This is a genomic window from Flavihumibacter sp. CACIAM 22H1 (assembly GCF_001601815.1).
Taxonomy (GTDB): domain Bacteria; phylum Bacteroidota; class Bacteroidia; order Chitinophagales; family Chitinophagaceae; genus Flavihumibacter.
On sequence record NZ_LUKG01000033.1, the window covers coordinates 19,033 to 38,010 of the forward strand.

Consider the following 18,978-nt stretch of genomic DNA (forward strand, 5'->3'; position numbering starts at 1 on the left):
GGGTTAACAAGGATACTCTATTTGCCTGGTTGGCTGTCAGGCGGGGTGTAATTGTCTTTTGTATAGTTGAATCGTGTTTTCCAGTCCCAGGTAAATGGCGTCGCAGATCAATGCATGACCGATGGATACCTCATCTACATAGGGAATGTTTTTAGAGAAATACCCCAAATTCTGGAGGTCCAGATCGTGTCCGGCATTTATACCAAGGCCTAGTTCTTTGGCTTTTTCTGCGGCTTTTATATAGGGACCAATAGCCTTTTCTTTGTTTTCCAAAAAAAGGCGAGCATAGGCTTCTGTATACAGCTCAATTCGATCTGTGCCGGTTGCCGCGGCTCCTTCCACCATCTCTTCCACCGGGTCAACAAAAATGGACGTGCGTATTCCTGCCTGTTTAAAGAGGCGGATCATTTCCACCAGGTAATCTTTATGCAAGAGGGTATTCCATCCATGGTCTGAGGTAAGCTGGCCATCTGTGTCGGGTACCAGGGTAACCTGGTGGGGTTTGGTTTCCAGTACCAATTGAATGAACTTGTCCTCGCGGCAATTTCCCTCAATATTAAATTCGGTCGTTATTAAGGGTTTAATAGCACGTACATCTGCATAGCGGATATGGCGCTCATCCGGCCTGGGATGAACCGTAACCCCATCCGCTCCAAAAAGCTGTACATCTTTCGCTGTCTTCACTACGTCGGGGTTATTGCCCCCTCGGCTATTCCTCAGGGTAGCAATTTTGTTGATGTTAACGGAAAGTTTTGTCATTGTGCAAAGATAGGGGAAGGGGAAGAAGCGGTAAATATGTACGATAAGCAGGCGAGGGGGTATTGTGGGTGATGCGCGGAAGTTATTATTCGATAGGGGTATGGTGTGTTGGGCTGCCGGTTTTTTATAGCCCGCTAACAAGTCTGTATAATGATCTTCTCATAAAAAATTGCATTTATAAGCAGGTTCCAGGGCCGCTTTGGTTTCCTCAATGGAGCCGGAAGAATAGAGGAGGAATTGCTTTATTTCGTTTGAATAAACCCGGCGGCCCCAACCTGCTGCAATATGGAATGATACCGACCTTGCTGCACGGGTTCATTGAGCAGTTAGCTGCGTACCTCTAATTCAACAGGTGTAAACTAGCTGCATCTATCCTTTTGCCCCTCACCACCTGCCGACCAACTTTACATTTAACAACCTCGGTGTAAGCCGGTTAGGAATGGCATAAGTAGTATTGGAAAAATCTTTGATAAGCAAATAGGATATGGTGTTAGCGCGATCTATTATATTAAAAACCTCCAGCGACGCCCAGATGTTTTCAAAGCTACGGAAAGGCGCATGGCGGCGACGGCGGGTTCGATCACTATTCAGCAACAATGCACTGAAGCCCAGGTCTACCCGAACATAAGGATCAATAAAAAGGGCATTTCTATACCGAACCGAATTGGGGATATTGTAGGGGAGATTAGACCCATAAATACCGTTTATATAGACTTTGATATTTTTATTGGTAGACAGGTAATCCTGAAAAAACATACCGATCGTAAGGAACCGGTCGGTTGGACGGCGTAAAAAACCATTCTGGGTAAGCGCGCTGTCTACCGGCTGGTTTTGCTCATTCAGTGTATATTGATAATAGAAATCATCTTTGATATCTTCCCTCGTACGCATGAATCCGATACTCAGGTAACTTTCTGCATCTTTTACCAATTCTCCATATAACCTTGCTTCTAAACCAGTGGCATAGGCCTTTGCATTATTTTCTCCAAAATAACGCATCCGAACATTATCGATATCATAGGGAACCACATCCCATAGCTGTTTGAAATAGGCTTCTGTACTTAAGCGGAGGATTCGGTTGAATGCGGGAAAATTATAATCGAATCCTGCGCTGGCCTGCCAACTTTTTTGAGCTTTTAAGGCAGGGTTAAGACTGCCGTCGTACCTGCGTAATTCCCGGTAAAAAGGCGGCTGGGCATACAAACCGGCGCTACCCCGAAAAATGATATCTTTTTTCCATTTGTTAGGTTTCCAGCTGATGCCGGCTCTTGGCGAAAACAATAATTCCTGGTTAAGGTCATTGTAATTCACCCGAATGCCTACTTGTAAAACGGTACCCGATGAATCACCGAGCGAAATATTGTCCTGCCAATAACCTGAAAAACGATGAATTGTTATGGCTGCATTCGAGCGAAGTGCTTTAAACAATTGCAAGGTGCCCGGGTTATTGGGTAAGCTGTACCCGGCAGAGTCCTGGTATTCAAATTCTCTTAACCGGTCGTTGATTTGCTGCCGGTCGACGGATACACCCCATTGGTGATAATGGCGTCCTTTATCATAATATCCTTTGTGGCTTAGGTTAAACAAACCAATTTTCAGGTTGTTTCTTGCATATTGCTGAAATACGCCGGCGCCCAATGGGTTTACGATTAATCCAAATTCGGGTTTGCTCCTGTCAAAGGAACGCTCGCCAAACAAATAAGCACCAGAAATATCAATGGATTCTTCTTCCTTATTTTGAAAATAAGAAGCCAGCCATTTGATGCGAAGGTTTTTTCGAACCTGTTTAGTAACAGAGAGCCCGGCCATACTCGTTCCGTATTGATCTTTTTCAGCACCGTCGAAATAGATATCAAGACCTATATTGCTGGTAAAAAAGGGGGAAAAAACAGTGCTGCTTGGCTGGCTAAATTCTGGCCTTAAGGTAAATTTTGTACGGGAAAGATTACCAAAAAACTCTGCAGACCATTTCTCTGAAAATTGCCAGTTAAACAACCCCTGAATATCTGCTGAAGAAGGTACATAATTGCCTTTTGTTTCCTGGCTGCTTAAGAGGTTCCGGTTGCTTCTGTTTCGGGCACCAACCAGGTAACTGAATCGCTGGTTTTTGCTGGTGCCTTCGAGGTGTAGCCCCTGTTCTAATAAGCCAATATAGGCGGAACCTCCGGCTTTTTTTGGTTTTTTATATTGAATGTCCAGAACCGAAGAAAGCTTATCGCCATACCTGGCCTGAAATCCACCATTGTAGAATTGTACTGTTCGGGTTAGTTCCGGGTTGATAAAACTGAGACCTTCCTGTTGCCCCGATCTTACCAGGTAGGGCCTGAAAATTTCAAAATCATTGACGTATATGAGATTTTCGTCATAGCTGCCGCCCCGCACAGAATAATTGGAAGTAAGTTCATTATTGGAACCCACAAATACTTTAATCAGGCTTTCAATTCCTCCACCCGGAGCCGGTATATTAATGGCCTGTTTAGGATTGATGGTAATCAAGCCCGATTCTCGGCGTATTCGGTTGTCGGTTACCGTAACTTCAGCTAACTCACCCGATCCTGCTGCCATCCGGATTACAACATATTCCTTTTCATTATTATTAAGCAGAAAATTTCGTTGAACAGTTTGAAACCCGGTATAACTGAAAAGAATGCCCAATGCCCGGTTGGCAGGAAGCGTCAGTTCAAAATAACCGCTATCGTTAGAGTGGTACACCTGTTGCCTACCTACTATCGTAATGGATACTGCTGCCAGCGGTTTATCATCCTGGTCAATTATTTTACCGGTTAAGAGAGCTGATTTTGCCTGTGCGAAGGCAAACTGCTTTACCTGGAGCAGCAAAAAAACTAGCAGGAAGCGCTTGACTGTTTTCATCAATCTGTACAATGCTTAAGCGATGAAATCACCTCTTTGGGGGCTGGTGCATGAAATACAGCGGTGCCGGCCACCAGCACATCTGCTCCTGCTTCTCCTAATGCTTTTGCATTGGATAGATCCACACCGCCATCAACCTCAATTTTTACCTGCAGGCCCAGTTGGTCAATCCTGTTCCGGAGTGTTTTGATTTTTTGGTAGGTATGTGGAATAAACCGTTGTCCTCCAAAACCCGGATTTACACTCATTATTAAAACAAGGTCCACATCCTGCAGTATATCCTGGAGAAGCTGCACCGGGGTATGCGGATTAATGGCTACGCCGGGCACCATACCTAATTCGCGGATCTGCTGAATATTTCTATGAAGGTGTCGGCAGGCTTCGTAGTGTACGGTGAGAATATCTGCACCGGCTTTAGCAAAAGCTTCGGCATATTTTTCGGGCTCTTCAATCATCAGGTGCACATCCAGTATCTTTTTGGTGGTTTTCCTGATCTGCTGAATTACGGGCAGTCCGAAGCTTATATTATTTACAAACCGGCCATCCATGACATCAAGATGAAACCAATCGGCTTCGCTTTCATTCAACATCTGGGCTTCCGCTTCCAGGTGCAGAAAATTGGAGGCTAATAAGGAGGGCGCTATTATCATGGTGTAAATTCCTTGTTGTTATTACTTGGTTTTTCTTTCTACCCGGGTAGCTGCTTCCACCGCTTCTTTAAAGGTTCGGTCCAGTGAATAAGCTCGTCCGTAATTAGCCAGCGCTTCCTCCTTCATACCCAGCTCTTCATAACATCTTCCCTGCCAATAATAGGCTTCCGGGTAGGTATTGGTAACGGTTGCGGCCAGTTTAAATTGTTGAAGTGCTTCATCCAGGTTCTTGCTGTCAAAATAAATGATCCCTTTTTCGATATATGCTTCCTGAAATTTCCAGTTCATGCGGATACAGGTATTAAAAAACTCCAGCGCTTTAGCATTATTTCCGGTGTTTACATAATAGATGCCTTTGATGAAATAGGGGTCGGCCATTTCGCCGGCACTATCTTTTGCAATAATTCTGTCGGCCAATACCAGGGTTCTTGGATTTTTGGTTTCTGAATAGATATTTGCCAGTGTTAATGCGGTTAATAATAGTGGCTGTAAACGATAGGAGTTTTCGAGATGCTGAATGGCCGCTGTGGTATCTTTTTGCTCCAGCAATAAGAGTCCTTTTTCAAACCATGCTTCAAAATTTGCCGAATCCTCAGCGATCATCCGATCGAAGGATTGAATCGCCTGGTTAATTTCGCCAGTATTCATCAGCGCTTCACTTAAGCGGCGCTGGAACTGTTCATTAGCAGGGTATTTTTTCAGAAGTTCTTTCAGTAGGGATAACGCAGCCTCGGATTTCCCTGTCATAAACAGGATATTTACCAATTGCTCCGCATTTTGCTCCGTGGGTGCCAGTTCCCAGATTTTTAAATAATCTTTATAGGCCAGCTCCAGTTCTCCGTGCTGAACAAGCAGTTCCGCTCTGCGCTGGTACAGTGCCGGACTTTGGGCATCTTTACTAATACTATCGGTAATACCGGTATACGGCTCCATATCCAGGATAGCTACAGGTTCCTGTTTGTCTGCCGATTGGTTGTTACAGGCTGAAAAAAGGAATAATATACCCAAAAGAGGACCGGTTAACCATGATTTCATTTGTCAAATCTATGGTTTTCAATAAAACTGCGTTTATACCAATACATTTGCCGGGTAAATTTGTACGTATATGTTATCAATTTCCTGGATGCTGGCGGGTGCCCTGGCCTTATTTTCCGGTAATAAAGGAGGCGCGGAAGCTGCTTATAGGCCCATTACTACACTGTCAGATACCTTACACTATCCCGAGGAAACCCATTTCAAAAATCTTCGCCAGTTGACTTTTGGAGGCGATAATGCGGAGGCTTATTTCAGTTATGATGGGAAATACCTGATTTTTCAGAAAACCAACCCTAAGGAAGGGATTCCCTGTGATCAGATTTATATTGGAAAGATCCCAACCCGCGCGGATGAAAAATTTACGCCCAAACTGGTTAGTACCGGAAGCGGCCGCACAACCTGTGCCTACTGGTTGCCGGATGGTAAACATTTTGTGTACGCATCTACGCACCTGAATGCGAAAGATTGTCCCCCTGTTCCAGACCGTTCCAAATACGGCAATCGCTATATATGGCCTTTATACGAGTCGTATGATATCTTCCTGGCAGACACCAACGGCGTAATAGTTCGGCAGTTGACACATGCAAAGGGGTATGATGCGGAGGCAACGATATCGCCTGATGGAAAAAAAATGATTTATACCAGCGATAAAGATGGCGACCTGGAATTGTATATCATGGACCTTAAATCAGGCAAGGAAAAGCGAATTACAACTGCAGTGGGCTACGATGGCGGAGCTTGGTTTAGCCCGGATGGGAAAAAAATAATCTGGCGGGCAAGCCGGCCAAAAACGCCCGAAGAAATAACGTCTTATAAAGAATTGTTGAAGGAGCACCTGGTGGCACCAACAAATATGGAAGTATTTACCGCCAATGCTGACGGTACCAATATTCAGCAGATTACAGCTTTGGGGCAAGCAAACTGGGCGCCTGTATTTATGCCAGACAGCAAACAAATTCTCTTTGCGTCCAACCATGAATATAAAAGAGGCTTTCCCTTTAATTTGTACAAACTCGATGAAAATGGCAAAAACCAGGTAAAAATTAGCAGAGATAAAGGCTTCGATGCATTTGCCATGTTTAGTTATGACGGTAAAAAAATTGTTTTTTGCAGTAACCGGAATAATGGTGGTACGCGCGATACGAATATATTTGTAGCTGACTGGGTCGACTAACTCAAACATCAAAACCAATAAATATGTACACCGGACTATTACATTTGCACAGCTTTTTACGATGGATTATCCTTATCCTGTTATTGGTGGCCATTTACCGGCATTTTACAGGCATGAACAAAAAACTTTCTTACTCCGGCACCGACCGGAAAGTAGATCTGTTTCTAATGATCTCAGCACATATTACACTCCTAATCGGGTTGTACCAATGGGTGGCTGGGCCCTGGGGCTTAAAGCTGATCCAGGCAAAAGGGTTTGGCGAAGTGATGAAAACCTCGGCAGAACGTTTTTTTGCAGTAGAGCATTTTGTCGGAATGCTGGTAGTAATTGCCCTGATTACGGTGGCCAGAGGCAAGGGTAAACCCTCATCTGCCGGCCCAGCAGAACATAAAAAGGCATTTGGTTTATTGGTGGCTGCCTTATTGTTGCTGTTATTATTGGTTCCCTGGCCTTTCCGCGAAGAGTTGGGAAGAGGTTGGTTAGCCAACTAAGTAGGTATACAGGTAATGTATTAATGGCCCCTGCTTTTGATTGAGCAGGGGCTTATTTTATGCGGGTGCCAGGCATTTTAGCTAAAACGCATGGTTTCCATGGTTTTTATAAAAATTTTCATTTCTTCCAAAGTGCCTATACTTACCCGGCCCCATTTGCCATCGGGTTGTTCGCTCGACCGAAGCACAATGTTTTTGGCCAGCATGTCAGCTGCAAAGTCGCCCTGGTAATTTTTGAGGTTGAAATAAATAAAATTAGTAGAGGAGGGAATAAAATCAAATCCCGCTTTTTTTAGGGCATCCTGCGTATATTGGCGGGCTGCGGCATTTAGTTTTTTTGAGGTAGTACTGTGTGCCGGGTCTTTTAAACTGGCCATAGCTGCCGTAAGCGATAAAGCACTCATACAGAAATTACTATTTCCAAAATAATTTTCCTTCAGCTCATTGATTGTTGCAGGGTCCGCCAGTATATAGCCAACCCGTAAGCCTGCCATGGCATGTATTTTGGAAAAAGTTCGGAGAATGACAATGTTTTTATTCCCTTTCAATACCAGGGGTAACATAGACTGGTTAAAAGGTGGATCAAGAAATTCGAGGTAGGCTTCATCAAGGGTAACCACGGTGCGTTTACTGGCTTCCTCACAAAATGATCGAAGAGCATCCGGATGCAGCACGGTACCTGTTGGGTTTGCCGGGTTGCATATATACACTTGTGCCGTATTGCTGTCAATGGCCTGCAACAGGGCAGGTAAATCATGCACTTTCTGGTTGTCGAGCGGTATTTCTTTTACCTGTACCCCTATTTTCTTGGCCGTATTGGGAAGAATACCAAAAGTAGGATTGGCGGTTACAAGATTGCCTTTGGAATAATGCCTGGCCAGCAAATTCAATCCCTCGCCGGATCCCGGTGTCAGCAGCAAATGATCTGTTGTAACACCCAGGTAATCTGCCAGCTGTTTTTTGAATAACTGCACATGCGGAATATTGTACTGGTAGCGATGCGAAGAATTAATCAGGTCGCTGATGGCTTTTTTGGCCAGCGGCGATAGGCCATAAGGATTTTCATTGGAGCCAAGATTTACTAAGCCGGCTTTAGGATCGGGAAGCAAGGTGCGCAAATCCTTTGGCAGGTAGTCTTCGCCACCCAGGCTGTTGAGAGATACAGTGATTCCCAGGGCTGCAAAAGCAGATTGCTTTAGCCAGGTTCGACGGTTTTGGGACATAGGTGCAGAATAGTGAATGGTGAATGTTGAATGCAGGATAAGTTACGAAGATTTTAGCAGATCATGTTTTTTTGCCCAATTCAATTACCTCGCAATCCTGGATAGTTTGCTGGTTGATAGAAAAACGCACGAGGGTCCGCATTTTATGCCAGCCCTGTTTGCCCGCTGCACCAGGGTTAATATGCAGGCATTTAAGCTGCTGATCGTACTGGATTTTTAAAATATGGGAATGGCCGGCGATAAATAACCGGGCACCAAGCGCCTGTATCCTGTTTTTTACCCCTGGCGCATACCTGCCAGGATACCCGCCGATATGTTTCATGAGAACAGTGATACCTTCACATTCAAAAACATTGTCCTCCGGATAGATCGACCGTATGTCCTGCCCATCAATATTTCCATAAACGCCCCTAACTGGCACCCCCGCTTGTGTTTTTAGGTCTTCCAATAACACTGCGTTGCCAAAATCTCCCGCATGCCAGATTTCATGGCATTCTTTAAAATGCCGGAATACCTGCGGGTCCAGAAAGCCATGAGTATCTGATAATAGCCCGATTCTCGTCATCAGTAAAAGTAGGATTTTGTACTTTAGGTGCCAGATTGCTATGCCTTTTTTTAGAAATTTTACCTGGTGCATCGATAAACGCCGATGGAAATATGTTTTTCTATTGGTGAGCCTGGCTATGGATAATGCTAGTGATAGCTGAAATCATACTTGTTCAATCCAAAAAATTATACAATGCCACATTATCATAAACTGGGAACAATTCCCCACAAACGTCATACACAATTTCGTAAGCCGAATGGCTCTTTATATGCTGAACAGCTTTTTTCCACGGAAGGTTTTTCTAATGACTATTCAATTTTATATCATTGCCATCCACCAACACAGATCATCCGTACAGATGCGCCGGTTTCTGTTCAGCCGGTAATTGCGGAAGAAAAAATGTTGCGGCACAGGAGTTTTGAAGGGTTTCGGTTAAAACCCGAACAGGATTACCTGCAGAGCAGAAAACCTATTCTCGTAAACCAGGACTGCCAGGTGGTGCTGGCAGCACCCGGGAAGGGGGCTATGGCGTACTTTTTTAAAAATGCGGACGCCGACGAGCTGATTTTTATTCATGAGGGAAAGGGCGAACTGGTTACCCAATATGGAAAACTTCCATTTGGTTATGGCGATTATATACATATCCCCCGAGGCACCATTTACCAGATAAGTTTTGATACCCCGGAGAACCGGCTGTTTATTGTAGAGTCGTTTAGCCCCATCCGTTATCCTAAACGGTATCTTTCAAAATATGGCCAGTTACTGGAGCATGCACCTTTTTGTGAACGCGATATTCGTACTCCCCAGGACCTGCTTACCATCGACGAGCCCGGGGATTTTGTGATCAAGACCAAGAAAAAAGGAATTTTATACGGGCTGCACTATGGACATCATCCCTTTGACGTAGTGGGATGGGATGGATACTGTTATCCCTATATTCTCAGCATTCATGATTTTGAACCGATCACCGGACGGGTGCACCAGCCTCCTCCGGTACACCAGACCTTTGAGGCGGCCAATTTTGTAGTCTGTTCTTTTGTACCCCGCTTATACGATTATCACCCGCAAGCTATTCCTGCTCCATACAATCACAGCAATATTGATAGCGATGAGCTGCTCTATTACGTGGACGGTGATTTTATGAGCCGTAAAAATGTGACCAGGGGCATGTTAACCCTGCATCCTGCCGGCATTCCGCATGGTCCGCACCCGGGAACAGTGGAGAAAAGCATCGGCAAAAAAGAAACCGGCGAGTTGGCCGTGATGGTGGATACCTTTCATCCTCTCCAACTTACCACCACCGCCCTGGAACTGGAAAATGAAGGGTATGTGATGAGTTGGGCGGAGTAGAGGGAAGCAGCGTTTTCTGGTTTCCTATGCGGGTTATACCCTTTTTTCTTATATTACTACTAAAATATCTGCCATATGATTAAGTTCAATCAAATCAAACCAGGAGACTATGTTTTGGCTGAGTATGAAGGAGAATTATGGGAAGGAATTGTAAGTGATATTAACCGGGAGGATAAGGAAGTCTGCGTACAGACAGAAGTACAGGAGTTTTGGTTTAAACCGGAGGATTTAAAGCCGATTCCTTTGGATGAATCCCAACTGATGAAATTTGGTTTTGAGAAGGAAATTCCTGGTGATGGCTGGGTAAAATATAAAAAAGGCCCTTTTCGGATTCTGCAGAATGAAGCCGGCGGCTTTAGCGATTTTGAAATCTGGTATCGCGAAGACCGCCGCCATATCAAACAACCTATTCATGTTCATGAGCTACAGAATCACTATTACGATATGACCAAGGTGGAATTGGGAAGGTAGGGGAGTTGGGGGAAGGAAACTGCGGAAATGGAGAAGGAAGAAGCAAAGAGGGAGAAAAGGTGGACTAAAAAACCCCGGATGCACTGATAAAATCGCGTATTTGCGGAGCACCCAACAATGGTGAGGTGGTGAATTTTTTAAATAATGTTATCCGGGGTTGATTTTCGAGCGTGGTACCAGGTTATAGCTGATGCACTTGGTTCATTTGTTGGCAGGCTTCGTGGACAGATTTGAAACCAGCGCAGTTAAATAAAGTGCAGTTTTATAATTAGTGATGCATTGTTGTATTACCCGACTGGGTAAGAATAACCTATAGAAATCAATAGTTGATCTTAGAAGTCAGCAGTTGGCAGGACATTTTTTGCTTGTCCGATCAGCGCTTAACTACTATAAATAATAAGCCGGGTTGTCAATAAGCCAGCAAAACAGGTTGCCGGGCGCTGGCTTCTTCCTTTCTCCTTTACCCTTCCCTCTTTCCCCCTTTTTCCCTATTTTTGCCTCCTAAATGCAAGATTTTCAATAAAATGGGGAAAAAATCGCCATTTTTTTCATTTTAACTAATATTAATACTATCTTTGCGCTCCCAAAATCTGTATGGCAAAACAAGCACTCATTAAACAGGATGGAATTATTGTTGAAGCACTTTCGAACGCAATGTTCAAGGTGAAACTCCAGAATGAACATGAAATTCTGGCTACAATCTCAGGTAAAATGAGGATGCATTATATCCGAATTCTACCGGGTGATAAGGTAGGAGTGGAAATGAGTCCATATGATTTAACCAGGGGTAGGATTATTTTTAGGTATAAATAATAATAGCATCATGAAAGTTCGTGCATCCATTAAAAAGCGCAGCGCCGATTGCAAAATAGTGCGTCGGAAAGGAAGGCTGTATGTGATTAACAAGAAAAATCCGCGCTATAAGCAAAGACAAGGGTAATTCCTGGTTGCTTAACCAAACAGTCGTCATTCGTAAAATTGAAAATAGAATCAGATTATGGCTCGTATTGCCGGTGTTGACTTACCAAAAAACAAAAGAGGCGAAATAGGCCTGACCTACATCTTCGGAATCGGTCGTTCTACCGCCAAGCAAATTCTTGATCAGGCTGGAATCAGTCATGATAAGAAAGTGCATGAGTGGAATGATGAAGAACTTGCGGCTATCCGTAACTTCATTACCGATGAACTTAAAGTAGAAAGGCCAGTTGCGCTCTGAGGTTCAGATGAGCATCAAGCGTTTGCTTGATATCGCCTGCTACCGTGGTTTACGTCACCGTAAAGGGTTACCGCTTCGTGGTCAGCGTACTAAGACCAACAGCCGTACCCGTAAAGGAAAACGTAGAACAGTTGCTGGTAAGAAAAAAGCTCCTAAGAAATAAGACATAGTGCTTTCGCTACCGGATCCAGGTCTTAGGAGGGGGGAGGAGCGAAGCCGTCCGGATTCAGGTGAATCAGGAATATTTGTAAAAGATTACCTCATTATCAAGTAATGGCAAAACAACAGAACAGCGCTAAAGCCGCTGCCAAGAAAAGAATTGTGAAGGTAGATGCGTATGGTGATGCCCATATCTCTGCCACATTCAACAACATTATCATTTCATTGACCAACAAGAATGGTCAGGTTATTTCCTGGTCTTCTGCCGGTAAAATGGGCTTCAAGGGTTCTAAAAAGAACACTCCTTATGCTGCTCAGATGGCTGCTGCAGATGCCGCTAAAACCGCTCTGGATGCCGGTTTAAAGCGTGTAGATGTATTTGTTAAAGGTCCGGGATCTGGCCGTGAAGGAGCTATCCGTTCACTTAGCCAGTCTGGCATTGAAGTGGTACAGATCAAAGACGTTACCCCATTACCACATAATGGCTGTCGTCCTCCGAAAAAACGCCGCGTTTAATCGTTTTTTATATACCGAAACCCAAGGCTTAACCGGCTTTGGGTTTCGGATTTTGTATTTTCTAACATGGGTGTACAATTAATTTTAGATTTTTACCGATTGTACACCGCAACTAAAAAATCAAGTTGATATGGCACGTTACACTGGTCCAAAGACCAAAATTTCAAGAATCTTCGGTGAGCCCATCCTGGGAAATGGAAAATGGCTGAACAAAAACAGCAATCCTCCCGGTCAGCATGGTGCTGCCCGTAAACGTAAGAGCCTGGGAGAATATGCCCTGCAGCTCCGCGAAAAGCAAAAAGCAAAATATACCTACGGTGTATTGGAAAAACAGTTCCGCAGAACTTTTGAAGAAGCTTCCCGTCGTAAAGGCGTTACTGGTGAAAACCTCATCAAGTTGCTGGAAGCCCGTCTGGACAACACTGTCTACCGCATGGGTATTGCTCCTTCCCGTCCTGCTGCCCGTCAGCTGGTTAGCCATAAACATATCATGGTAAATGGTGAGGTAGTGAATGTTCCTTCTTTTCAGTTAAAAGCAGGAGATATCATTACCTTCAAGCCTGGATCTGACGGAAAAACAGGTCTTACCAGCCAGGTTCGCGGAAAAAATCAGAAATTCAGCTGGATCGACTGGAATGAAACTACTATGACCGGTACATTCATCACCTACCCTGAAAGGGAAAGTGTTCCTGAAAACATCAAGGAACAACTGATTGTTGAATTGTACTCTAAGTAATAGAGGCTAGTTAATAACCCATACAAAACGTAAATCGAACATACAAATGGCCATTTTAAACTTTCAGAAACCCGACAAAATCGTTTTGCAGAAAGCAAATGATTTTGAAGCACAATTCGAATTCCGTCCCCTTGAGCCAGGTTATGGTGTAACCATTGGAAATGCCCTTCGCCGGGTATTACTCAGCTCATTGGAAGGTTTTGCGATCGTGGGTATCAGAATTGAAGGGGCTGAACATGAATTTGCTACCATCAAAGGGGTTACAGAAGATCTGACTGATATCATCCTGAACCTTAAGCAAGTTCGCTTTAAGAAGGTAGTGGATACAGAAGTTACCAACGAAAAGATTGTACTGCACGTTAAAGGAAAAAGCGAATTTACTGCAGGTATGATCCAGGAAGGTACACAAAGTTTCCAGATTATGAACCCGGAGCAGCTGATCTGTACCATGGATCCATCCGCTAAACTGGAAATCGAACTTACTATCGGTAAAGGCCGCGGATATGTTCCTGCAGAAGAAAACAAGCAGAAAGATGCTCCTCTTGGATTTATTCCTATCGACTCTATTTATACGCCTATCAAAAACGTAAAATACAGCGTGGAAAATACAAGGGTGGAACAAAGAACCGATTTCGAAAAATTGATCATGGATGTAGCTACCGATGGAACCATCCATCCGGAAGAAGCGGTTAAACAGGCAAGTCGTATCCTGATTCAACACCTGATGATCATTACAGACGAAAACATCACCTTCGATAATAAGGAAGAGAAAAAAGAAGACCTGGTGGACGAACAAACCCTGCAATTGCGCAAGGTGCTGAAAACGCCATTGGAAGATCTCGACCTGAGTGTTCGCGCTTTCAACTGCCTTAAAGCTGCTAAAATCAATTCTCTGAGCGAATTGGTTCAATACGAACAGGAAGACCTTATGAAATTCCGCAACTTCGGACAGAAATCACTGGCTGAAATTGAGCAGGTTTTACATGAGCGTGGACTTAGCTTCGGAATGGACCTCGCTAAACTCGGCATTGATAAAGAAGATTAAGCAGGAACAGAGCTATTATACTCTTACTTACTATTAAAAAGGCTGCAATTCCTGACACGGTGCAGCTCTAAAACAACAAGTCATGCGTCACGGAGACAAAATCAACAACCTGGGTCGTAAAAAAGCCCACAGAGAAGCCCTACTGGCTAACCTTAGTATCAACCTGATTGAACACAAACGTATTGTTACTACGCTTGCAAAAGCAAAAGCCCTGCGTGTGTACATCGAGCCATTGATCACTAAAGCAAAATCAAACGATACTCATAATCGTCGGGTAGTATTCAGCTACCTGCAGAACAAAGAAGCTGTTACCGAACTATTCGGTACCATAGCTGAAAAAGTTGGCGGTCGCCCCGGTGGTTATACCCGTATCCTGAAACTCGGCGCTCGCCCGGGTGATAATGCTGAACAGGCATTGATTGAATTGGTAGACTTTAACGAAGTGTACGGAAAAGCAACCGAAGCCAAAGCTGAACCTGCTAAGAGAACACGTCGTGGTAGCAAAAAAGCGGCTGAATCAAAAGCTGATGCACCTGCTGCCGAAGCAGCCACTGAATCAACCCCTGAAAAAGCGGCTGAATAAGGATGAATGATTGATTTTCAATACAAGGCAGAATGGTTTTCCATTCTGCCTTTTTTTTACAGATATTTGCAAAACTTTTTCCAATAAACATGCAACAAGTTCCACAACAAAAAGCTGTCCTCGTTCTGGCGGATGGTTCGGTTCACTACGGTAAAGCTTTTGGTAAAATCGGTACCACCACCGGAGAATTGTGTTTTAATACCGGGATGACCGGCTACCAGGAAGTATTCACCGATCCCAGTTATTATGGACAGGTAATTATTATGAACACGGTTCATATTGGAAACTATGGGGTAAAAGACCAGGATATTGAATCCGACTCTGTAAAAGTTCGTGGAATTATCAGCCGAAACCTGGAAGAACAGTTCAGCAGACGCCTTGCAAAAGGCTCTCTTGATGAATACCTGAAAGAAAATAAGATAGTTGCTATTGAAGGAGTAGATACCCGTGCGCTTACCGCTAAAGTTCGTACCGAAGGTGCTATGAACTGTATCATCTCCTCCGAGATTTTTGATATCAATGAATTAAAAAGGCAACTGGGTGAAGTGCCTTCCATGGCGGGCCTTGAACTGGCTAGCGTAGTTAGTACCACTCAAACCTACGAAATGGGAGATCCTGCTAGTGCAATCCGTATTGCCGTGCTGGATTATGGTGTTAAGCGACATATTTTACAATGCATGGTAGACCGGGGTGCTTACGTGCGCGTATATCCTGCAAAAACCAGCTTTGAAGAATTGCAGCAGTTCCGTCCGGATGGCTATTTTATAAGCAATGGTCCTGGTGATCCTGAGCCAATGGATTATGCGGTAGCTACTGTTCAACAAATTCTTAAGACCGAAAAACCCCTTTTCGGAATATGCCTCGGGCACCAGTTATTAGCGCTTGCTAATGGAATCCCAACCTTTAAAATGCACCACGGGCACCGTGGATTGAACCACCCGGTTAAAAACCTGGTTACCGGTAAGTGCGAAATCACTACCCAAAACCACGGCTTTGGGGTTGACCCCGAAGCGGTTCGGAAAGCAGATCATATTGAAATTACCCATGTTAACCTCAATGATCAATCGATCGAAGGTATCCGGGTAAAAGGTAAACCCGCATTCTCTGTTCAATATCACCCGGAAAGTACACCTGGCCCGCATGATAGCCGCTACCTGTTCGACGACTTCATTGGAATGATCCGTAGCTCGAAAAATTAAATCGTACATTCAGCAGATGGAATTACCAGCACTTCATATTGGTGATTATCTGCTGAATGCTATTCAACCCATCGATCAGGCATTTATTTTTCGAGGGTTAAGTGACCCCGCGGTAATTAAGTATTACGGCGTTTCCTATAATTCCTTTGACGCCACCAAAGAGCAGATGGATTTTTATGAGCGGATTTGGGCAGAAAAAACGGGCGTAAGCTGGAAAATTGTCCTGCAAAAGACGCTGGAACCAATTGGGGTTATTACAGGGTATTACTATCAGCCCCGGCACCAGCGTATTGAAATTGGATTTTGGCTGCTTCCTGCATTCCAGGGAAAAGGTATCCTAACCCAGGTTCTGCCGGCTTTTATCCAGCAGTTGTCTGTGTTGTTTAACCTCCACAGAATTGAAGCACAGGTAGAAACTGCAAATAAGCCCTGTTGCAACGTATTGGAAAAAGCAGGCTTTCAACAGGAAGGATTGCTGCGCGATTATGAACTAAAAGACGGGAAACGAGTCAGCCTTTTCGTTTACTCTTTACTGTTAGATAATTGAATACTATGAAAATTGCAATTATAAATGGTCCCAATTTGAATTTATTGGGTAAACGGGAACCCGGCATCTATGGTGCCCAGGACTTTGAGAGTTTTTATGCCGGGCTGGTAGAAAAATATCCGGCTATAAATTTTTCCTATTTTCAATCCAACGTGGAAGGTGAATTAATCAATGCATTACAATCTTTCGGATATGGTGTAAACGGTATTATCCTGAATCCAGGTGGTTACACCCATACCTCTGTTGCCCTGGGCGATACCATTGCTGCGATAGAATCGCCCGTTATTGAGGTTCATATCAGCAATGTACATGCGCGCGAAGATTTTCGCAAAATTTCTCACGTAAGCGCCAAGGCAAAAGGAACGATCGCCGGCTTAGGCCTCAAAGGCTATGAACTGGCTGTTCAGTTTTTCTTACCCTGATCTTTTTTCAGCAGGTCCTGTACAGGCTTGAGAGAGCCAATATATATACTGCGTCCATGTGTAGCAACCACCAGCTCATTGGCTTCTTCCTGGATCGCCAGGTCATGTACCGGAATGGATACGGGCAGGTCTTTTGTAAATGCATGAAATCGATTGCCACCGTCCAGACTTGCATACACGCCTCCATCTGTACCAAGGTATAAAATAGCGGGTTCTTTAGGATCTTCCCGAATTACATTTACCGGTTCGGGGGGAAGCTCTTTTCCCAGTTGTTTCCAACTTTGACCAAAGTCCTCACTCATAAAAACATAGGCGGTGAAATGATCATCCCGGTATCCGTTTAAACAAACATACACCCGTCCTTCTTTCCATTTGCTGGCTACAACCCTTGATACGTATAGGTCCTGCGGTAATCCAGGATTTTTTTTAGCGGGTTTCCCAAGCATCGTCCAGGTAGTTCCCCCATCTTTTGTCAATTGAATGGTTCCGTCATCGGTACCAATGTAAATTAATCCGAAACGAAGCGGCGATTCTGTAATGGTTGTAATGGTTCCAAAAGGAACGTCGCCGGTTTTTCCGCCCTTGCTGAGGTCTCCACTCATCGTCTGCAACTGATCGCCCCGGTTTAGAGAACGGTGGAATTTGTTGGATCCATAATAAAGTATATCCTGGTTATGACTGCTGAGCAGGATGGGAGTTTGCCAGTTAAAGCGAAGGGGAAATTCTCCCATGCGATGAGTGGGACGAATCATTTTTCTTTCTTTGCTGTGAAGGTCAATCCGCGTATAGTAACCGAATTGAGAACCGGAGTACACCAGCTGATTGGTTCGGTTATCTACTTGTGCCTGCATGCCATCTCCACCTCCTAATCGCTTATAGGCATATTCTCCGCGTTCCATCCAGTAGGCCGATTCTTTATGATTGGAGGGGCCATACCAGCTTCCGTTATCCTGTAATCCACCGTAGACATTATAAGGCTTGGCATTGTCTACTGTAATGGCATAATATTGTCCCACAGCTGGTGTTTGCACTTTAAACCAGGCTTCTCCCTTGTCGTAACTGATATTACAACCTCCGTCGTTGCCATTGATAATATGGTTGTCGCCAAGCGGATTAATCCAAAGTGCATGATGATCGGAGTGAACATTAGGTTTGTCAATGCTCGTAAAGGTTTTACCGCCATTTTCCGAAACCATCAGGTCAATGCCAAGAATAAATACTTTTTCAGGGTTCATCGGTGATACATAGATTTTCCCAAAATAGTACCCATAGCTACTGTAATTGTCAATAGGCTGTTGGTGGGTTTTTGTCCAGGTTTTTCCGGCATCCGAGGACCGGTACACTTCACAACCTTTTACCGATTTATTTTGAAACCCATCATCTACAAACAAATAGTTATAGAGGGCTGTTGGGGCAATTGAATCGAGCTCTACCAACTGTGTTAACCGGGCAGCCGTGTAAGGGAAAGGTACGCGGTTAGCTCGTAAAAATTTAGTGAGTTTGGCCGTATCCAGTTGTAGAAAAGCGGCTTTGGTAAGGGCTTTAAAATCCGATAACTGGTAAGTGGAGTCATTGGCTTTTTCTGTGCCTATTCGTTCGTCCTGGTTATCTACCACGGCATATATGGTTGCAGGCGAGGGGGGATAAACGGCCAACCCGATCCTCCCGGTACCCGGACCTGTTGGAAAACCAGCACCTGCTCCGCTGATCAGTTGCCAGGTTGAACCACCATCGACAGACTTATATATGCCACTGGTTGGTCCGGCTTCTTCAAAATTCCAGGCTTTGCGGTTTCTGTACCACATGGCTGCGTACAATTCGTTGGGCTGCTGTGGATTTAGCTGAAGATCAATTGCCCCGGTATGTTCGTCGACAAAAAGAGTTTGTTTCCAGGTAATGCCGCCATCCATCGTTTTGTAGATACCCCGTTCTTTATTGGTGCTGTATAAATGCCCCATCACAGCCACCCAGGCGGTAAGAGAAT

General features: G+C 44.4%; 20 protein-coding genes and 2 pseudogenes. 14 read left to right on the forward strand and 8 right to left on the reverse strand.

What is annotated here, in order from left to right; genetic code table 11:
* Positions 1 to 36 precede the first annotated feature (36 nt).
* From A1D16_RS10840 to A1D16_RS10855, 5 genes and pseudogenes are all read right to left on the reverse strand, one after another.
* Positions 37 to 759: a pyridoxine 5'-phosphate synthase gene (locus A1D16_RS10840; RefSeq protein ID WP_290709386.1), complete on the reverse strand. Its 723-nt coding sequence runs from the start codon at positions 757 to 759 to the stop codon at positions 37 to 39.
* A gap of 159 nt (positions 760 to 918) precedes the next feature.
* Positions 919 to 1,062: pseudogene (locus A1D16_RS21710) on the reverse strand (four helix bundle protein); the annotation flags it as partial.
* 81 nt (positions 1,063 to 1,143) lie between these two features.
* A complete protein-coding gene (locus tag A1D16_RS10845; protein WP_290709387.1) occupies positions 1,144 to 3,630 on the reverse strand; it encodes a carboxypeptidase-like regulatory domain-containing protein in 2,487 nt (828 codons plus the stop codon).
* Positions 3,630 to 4,280 (reverse strand): ribulose-phosphate 3-epimerase, encoded by a 651-nt coding sequence (rpe, locus tag A1D16_RS10850; RefSeq protein ID WP_290709388.1) that lies wholly within the window; start codon positions 4,278 to 4,280, stop codon positions 3,630 to 3,632. Before rpe ends, A1D16_RS10845 begins: the two co-directional genes overlap by 1 nt.
* Before the next feature lie 21 nt (positions 4,281 to 4,301).
* Positions 4,302 to 5,315 (reverse strand): tetratricopeptide repeat protein, encoded by a 1,014-nt coding sequence (locus A1D16_RS10855; RefSeq protein WP_290709389.1) that lies wholly within the window; start codon positions 5,313 to 5,315, stop codon positions 4,302 to 4,304.
* A 70-nt stretch (positions 5,316 to 5,385) separates the two neighbouring features.
* Between A1D16_RS10855 and A1D16_RS10860 the strand changes: the two genes are divergently transcribed.
* Both A1D16_RS10860 and A1D16_RS10865 read left to right on the forward strand, forming a co-directional pair.
* A complete protein-coding gene (locus A1D16_RS10860; protein WP_290709390.1) occupies positions 5,386 to 6,489 on the forward strand; it encodes a hypothetical protein in 1,104 nt (367 codons plus the stop codon).
* Positions 6,490 to 6,512: 23 nt separating this feature from the next.
* Positions 6,513 to 6,980 carry a hypothetical protein gene (locus A1D16_RS10865; protein WP_290709391.1) on the forward strand — a complete coding sequence of 156 codons (468 nt, stop codon included), beginning with the start codon at positions 6,513 to 6,515 and terminating at the stop codon, positions 6,978 to 6,980.
* A 77-nt stretch (positions 6,981 to 7,057) separates the two neighbouring features.
* Here A1D16_RS10865 and A1D16_RS10870 read toward each other — a convergent pair whose 3' ends face one another.
* Together A1D16_RS10870 and A1D16_RS10875 are read right to left on the reverse strand one after the other, a co-directional pair.
* Complete coding sequence (locus A1D16_RS10870; protein ID WP_290709392.1) at positions 7,058 to 8,203, reverse strand: histidinol-phosphate transaminase; 1,146 nt, start codon at positions 8,201 to 8,203, stop codon at positions 7,058 to 7,060.
* A 61-nt stretch (positions 8,204 to 8,264) separates the two neighbouring features.
* The gene (locus tag A1D16_RS10875) at positions 8,265 to 8,768 is read right to left on the reverse strand and encodes a metallophosphoesterase family protein (RefSeq protein WP_290709393.1); all 504 of its coding nucleotides are present in this window, start codon (positions 8,766 to 8,768) and stop codon (positions 8,265 to 8,267) included.
* Between the two features lie 174 nt (positions 8,769 to 8,942).
* Between A1D16_RS10875 and A1D16_RS10880 the strand changes: the two genes are divergently transcribed.
* The 12 genes and pseudogenes from A1D16_RS10880 to A1D16_RS10935 all read left to right on the forward strand — a co-directional run bounded on the left by A1D16_RS10880 (position 8,943) and on the right by A1D16_RS10935 (position 16,994).
* On the forward strand, positions 8,943 to 10,100 hold the full coding sequence (locus tag A1D16_RS10880) for a homogentisate 1,2-dioxygenase (protein WP_290709394.1): 1,158 nt from the start codon (positions 8,943 to 8,945) through the stop codon (positions 10,098 to 10,100).
* A gap of 75 nt (positions 10,101 to 10,175) precedes the next feature.
* Positions 10,176 to 10,571: a hypothetical protein gene (locus tag A1D16_RS10885; protein WP_290709395.1), complete on the forward strand. Its 396-nt coding sequence runs from the start codon at positions 10,176 to 10,178 to the stop codon at positions 10,569 to 10,571.
* A 594-nt stretch (positions 10,572 to 11,165) separates the two neighbouring features.
* Positions 11,166 to 11,384: a translation initiation factor IF-1 gene (gene infA / locus A1D16_RS10890; RefSeq protein WP_234863970.1), complete on the forward strand. Its 219-nt coding sequence runs from the start codon at positions 11,166 to 11,168 to the stop codon at positions 11,382 to 11,384.
* Between the two features lie 10 nt (positions 11,385 to 11,394).
* Positions 11,395 to 11,511, forward strand: coding sequence for a type B 50S ribosomal protein L36 (gene ykgO / locus A1D16_RS10895; protein WP_014220631.1), 117 nt, complete (start codon positions 11,395 to 11,397; stop codon positions 11,509 to 11,511).
* Between the two features lie 57 nt (positions 11,512 to 11,568).
* A pseudogene (gene rpsM, locus A1D16_RS10900) lies at positions 11,569 to 11,950 on the forward strand (30S ribosomal protein S13).
* Positions 11,951 to 12,060: 110 nt separating this feature from the next.
* The gene (rpsK, locus tag A1D16_RS10905; protein WP_150847492.1) at positions 12,061 to 12,462 is read left to right on the forward strand and encodes a 30S ribosomal protein S11; all 402 of its coding nucleotides are present in this window, start codon (positions 12,061 to 12,063) and stop codon (positions 12,460 to 12,462) included.
* Between the two features lie 130 nt (positions 12,463 to 12,592).
* Positions 12,593 to 13,198, forward strand: coding sequence for a 30S ribosomal protein S4 (gene rpsD, locus A1D16_RS10910; RefSeq protein ID WP_290709396.1), 606 nt, complete (start codon positions 12,593 to 12,595; stop codon positions 13,196 to 13,198).
* Positions 13,199 to 13,244: 46 nt separating this feature from the next.
* A complete protein-coding gene (locus tag A1D16_RS10915) occupies positions 13,245 to 14,243 on the forward strand; it encodes a DNA-directed RNA polymerase subunit alpha (protein ID WP_290709397.1) in 999 nt (332 codons plus the stop codon).
* An 82-nt stretch (positions 14,244 to 14,325) separates the two neighbouring features.
* Entirely contained in the window at positions 14,326 to 14,826 is a 501-nt protein-coding gene (rplQ, locus tag A1D16_RS10920) for a 50S ribosomal protein L17 (RefSeq protein WP_290709398.1), read from the forward strand.
* Positions 14,827 to 14,915: 89 nt separating this feature from the next.
* Positions 14,916 to 16,025, forward strand: coding sequence for a glutamine-hydrolyzing carbamoyl-phosphate synthase small subunit (gene carA, locus A1D16_RS10925; RefSeq protein ID WP_290709399.1), 1,110 nt, complete (start codon positions 14,916 to 14,918; stop codon positions 16,023 to 16,025).
* A 16-nt stretch (positions 16,026 to 16,041) separates the two neighbouring features.
* Positions 16,042 to 16,572: a GNAT family protein gene (locus tag A1D16_RS10930; protein ID WP_290709400.1), complete on the forward strand. Its 531-nt coding sequence runs from the start codon at positions 16,042 to 16,044 to the stop codon at positions 16,570 to 16,572.
* Positions 16,573 to 16,577: 5 nt separating this feature from the next.
* A complete protein-coding gene (locus A1D16_RS10935; protein ID WP_290709401.1) occupies positions 16,578 to 16,994 on the forward strand; it encodes a type II 3-dehydroquinate dehydratase in 417 nt (138 codons plus the stop codon).
* Here A1D16_RS10935 and A1D16_RS10940 read toward each other — a convergent pair.
* The coding region (locus A1D16_RS10940) for an exo-alpha-sialidase (protein ID WP_290709402.1) at positions 16,976 to 18,978 on the reverse strand (2,003 nt) is incomplete at its 5' end. The genes A1D16_RS10935 and A1D16_RS10940 overlap by 19 nt on opposite strands.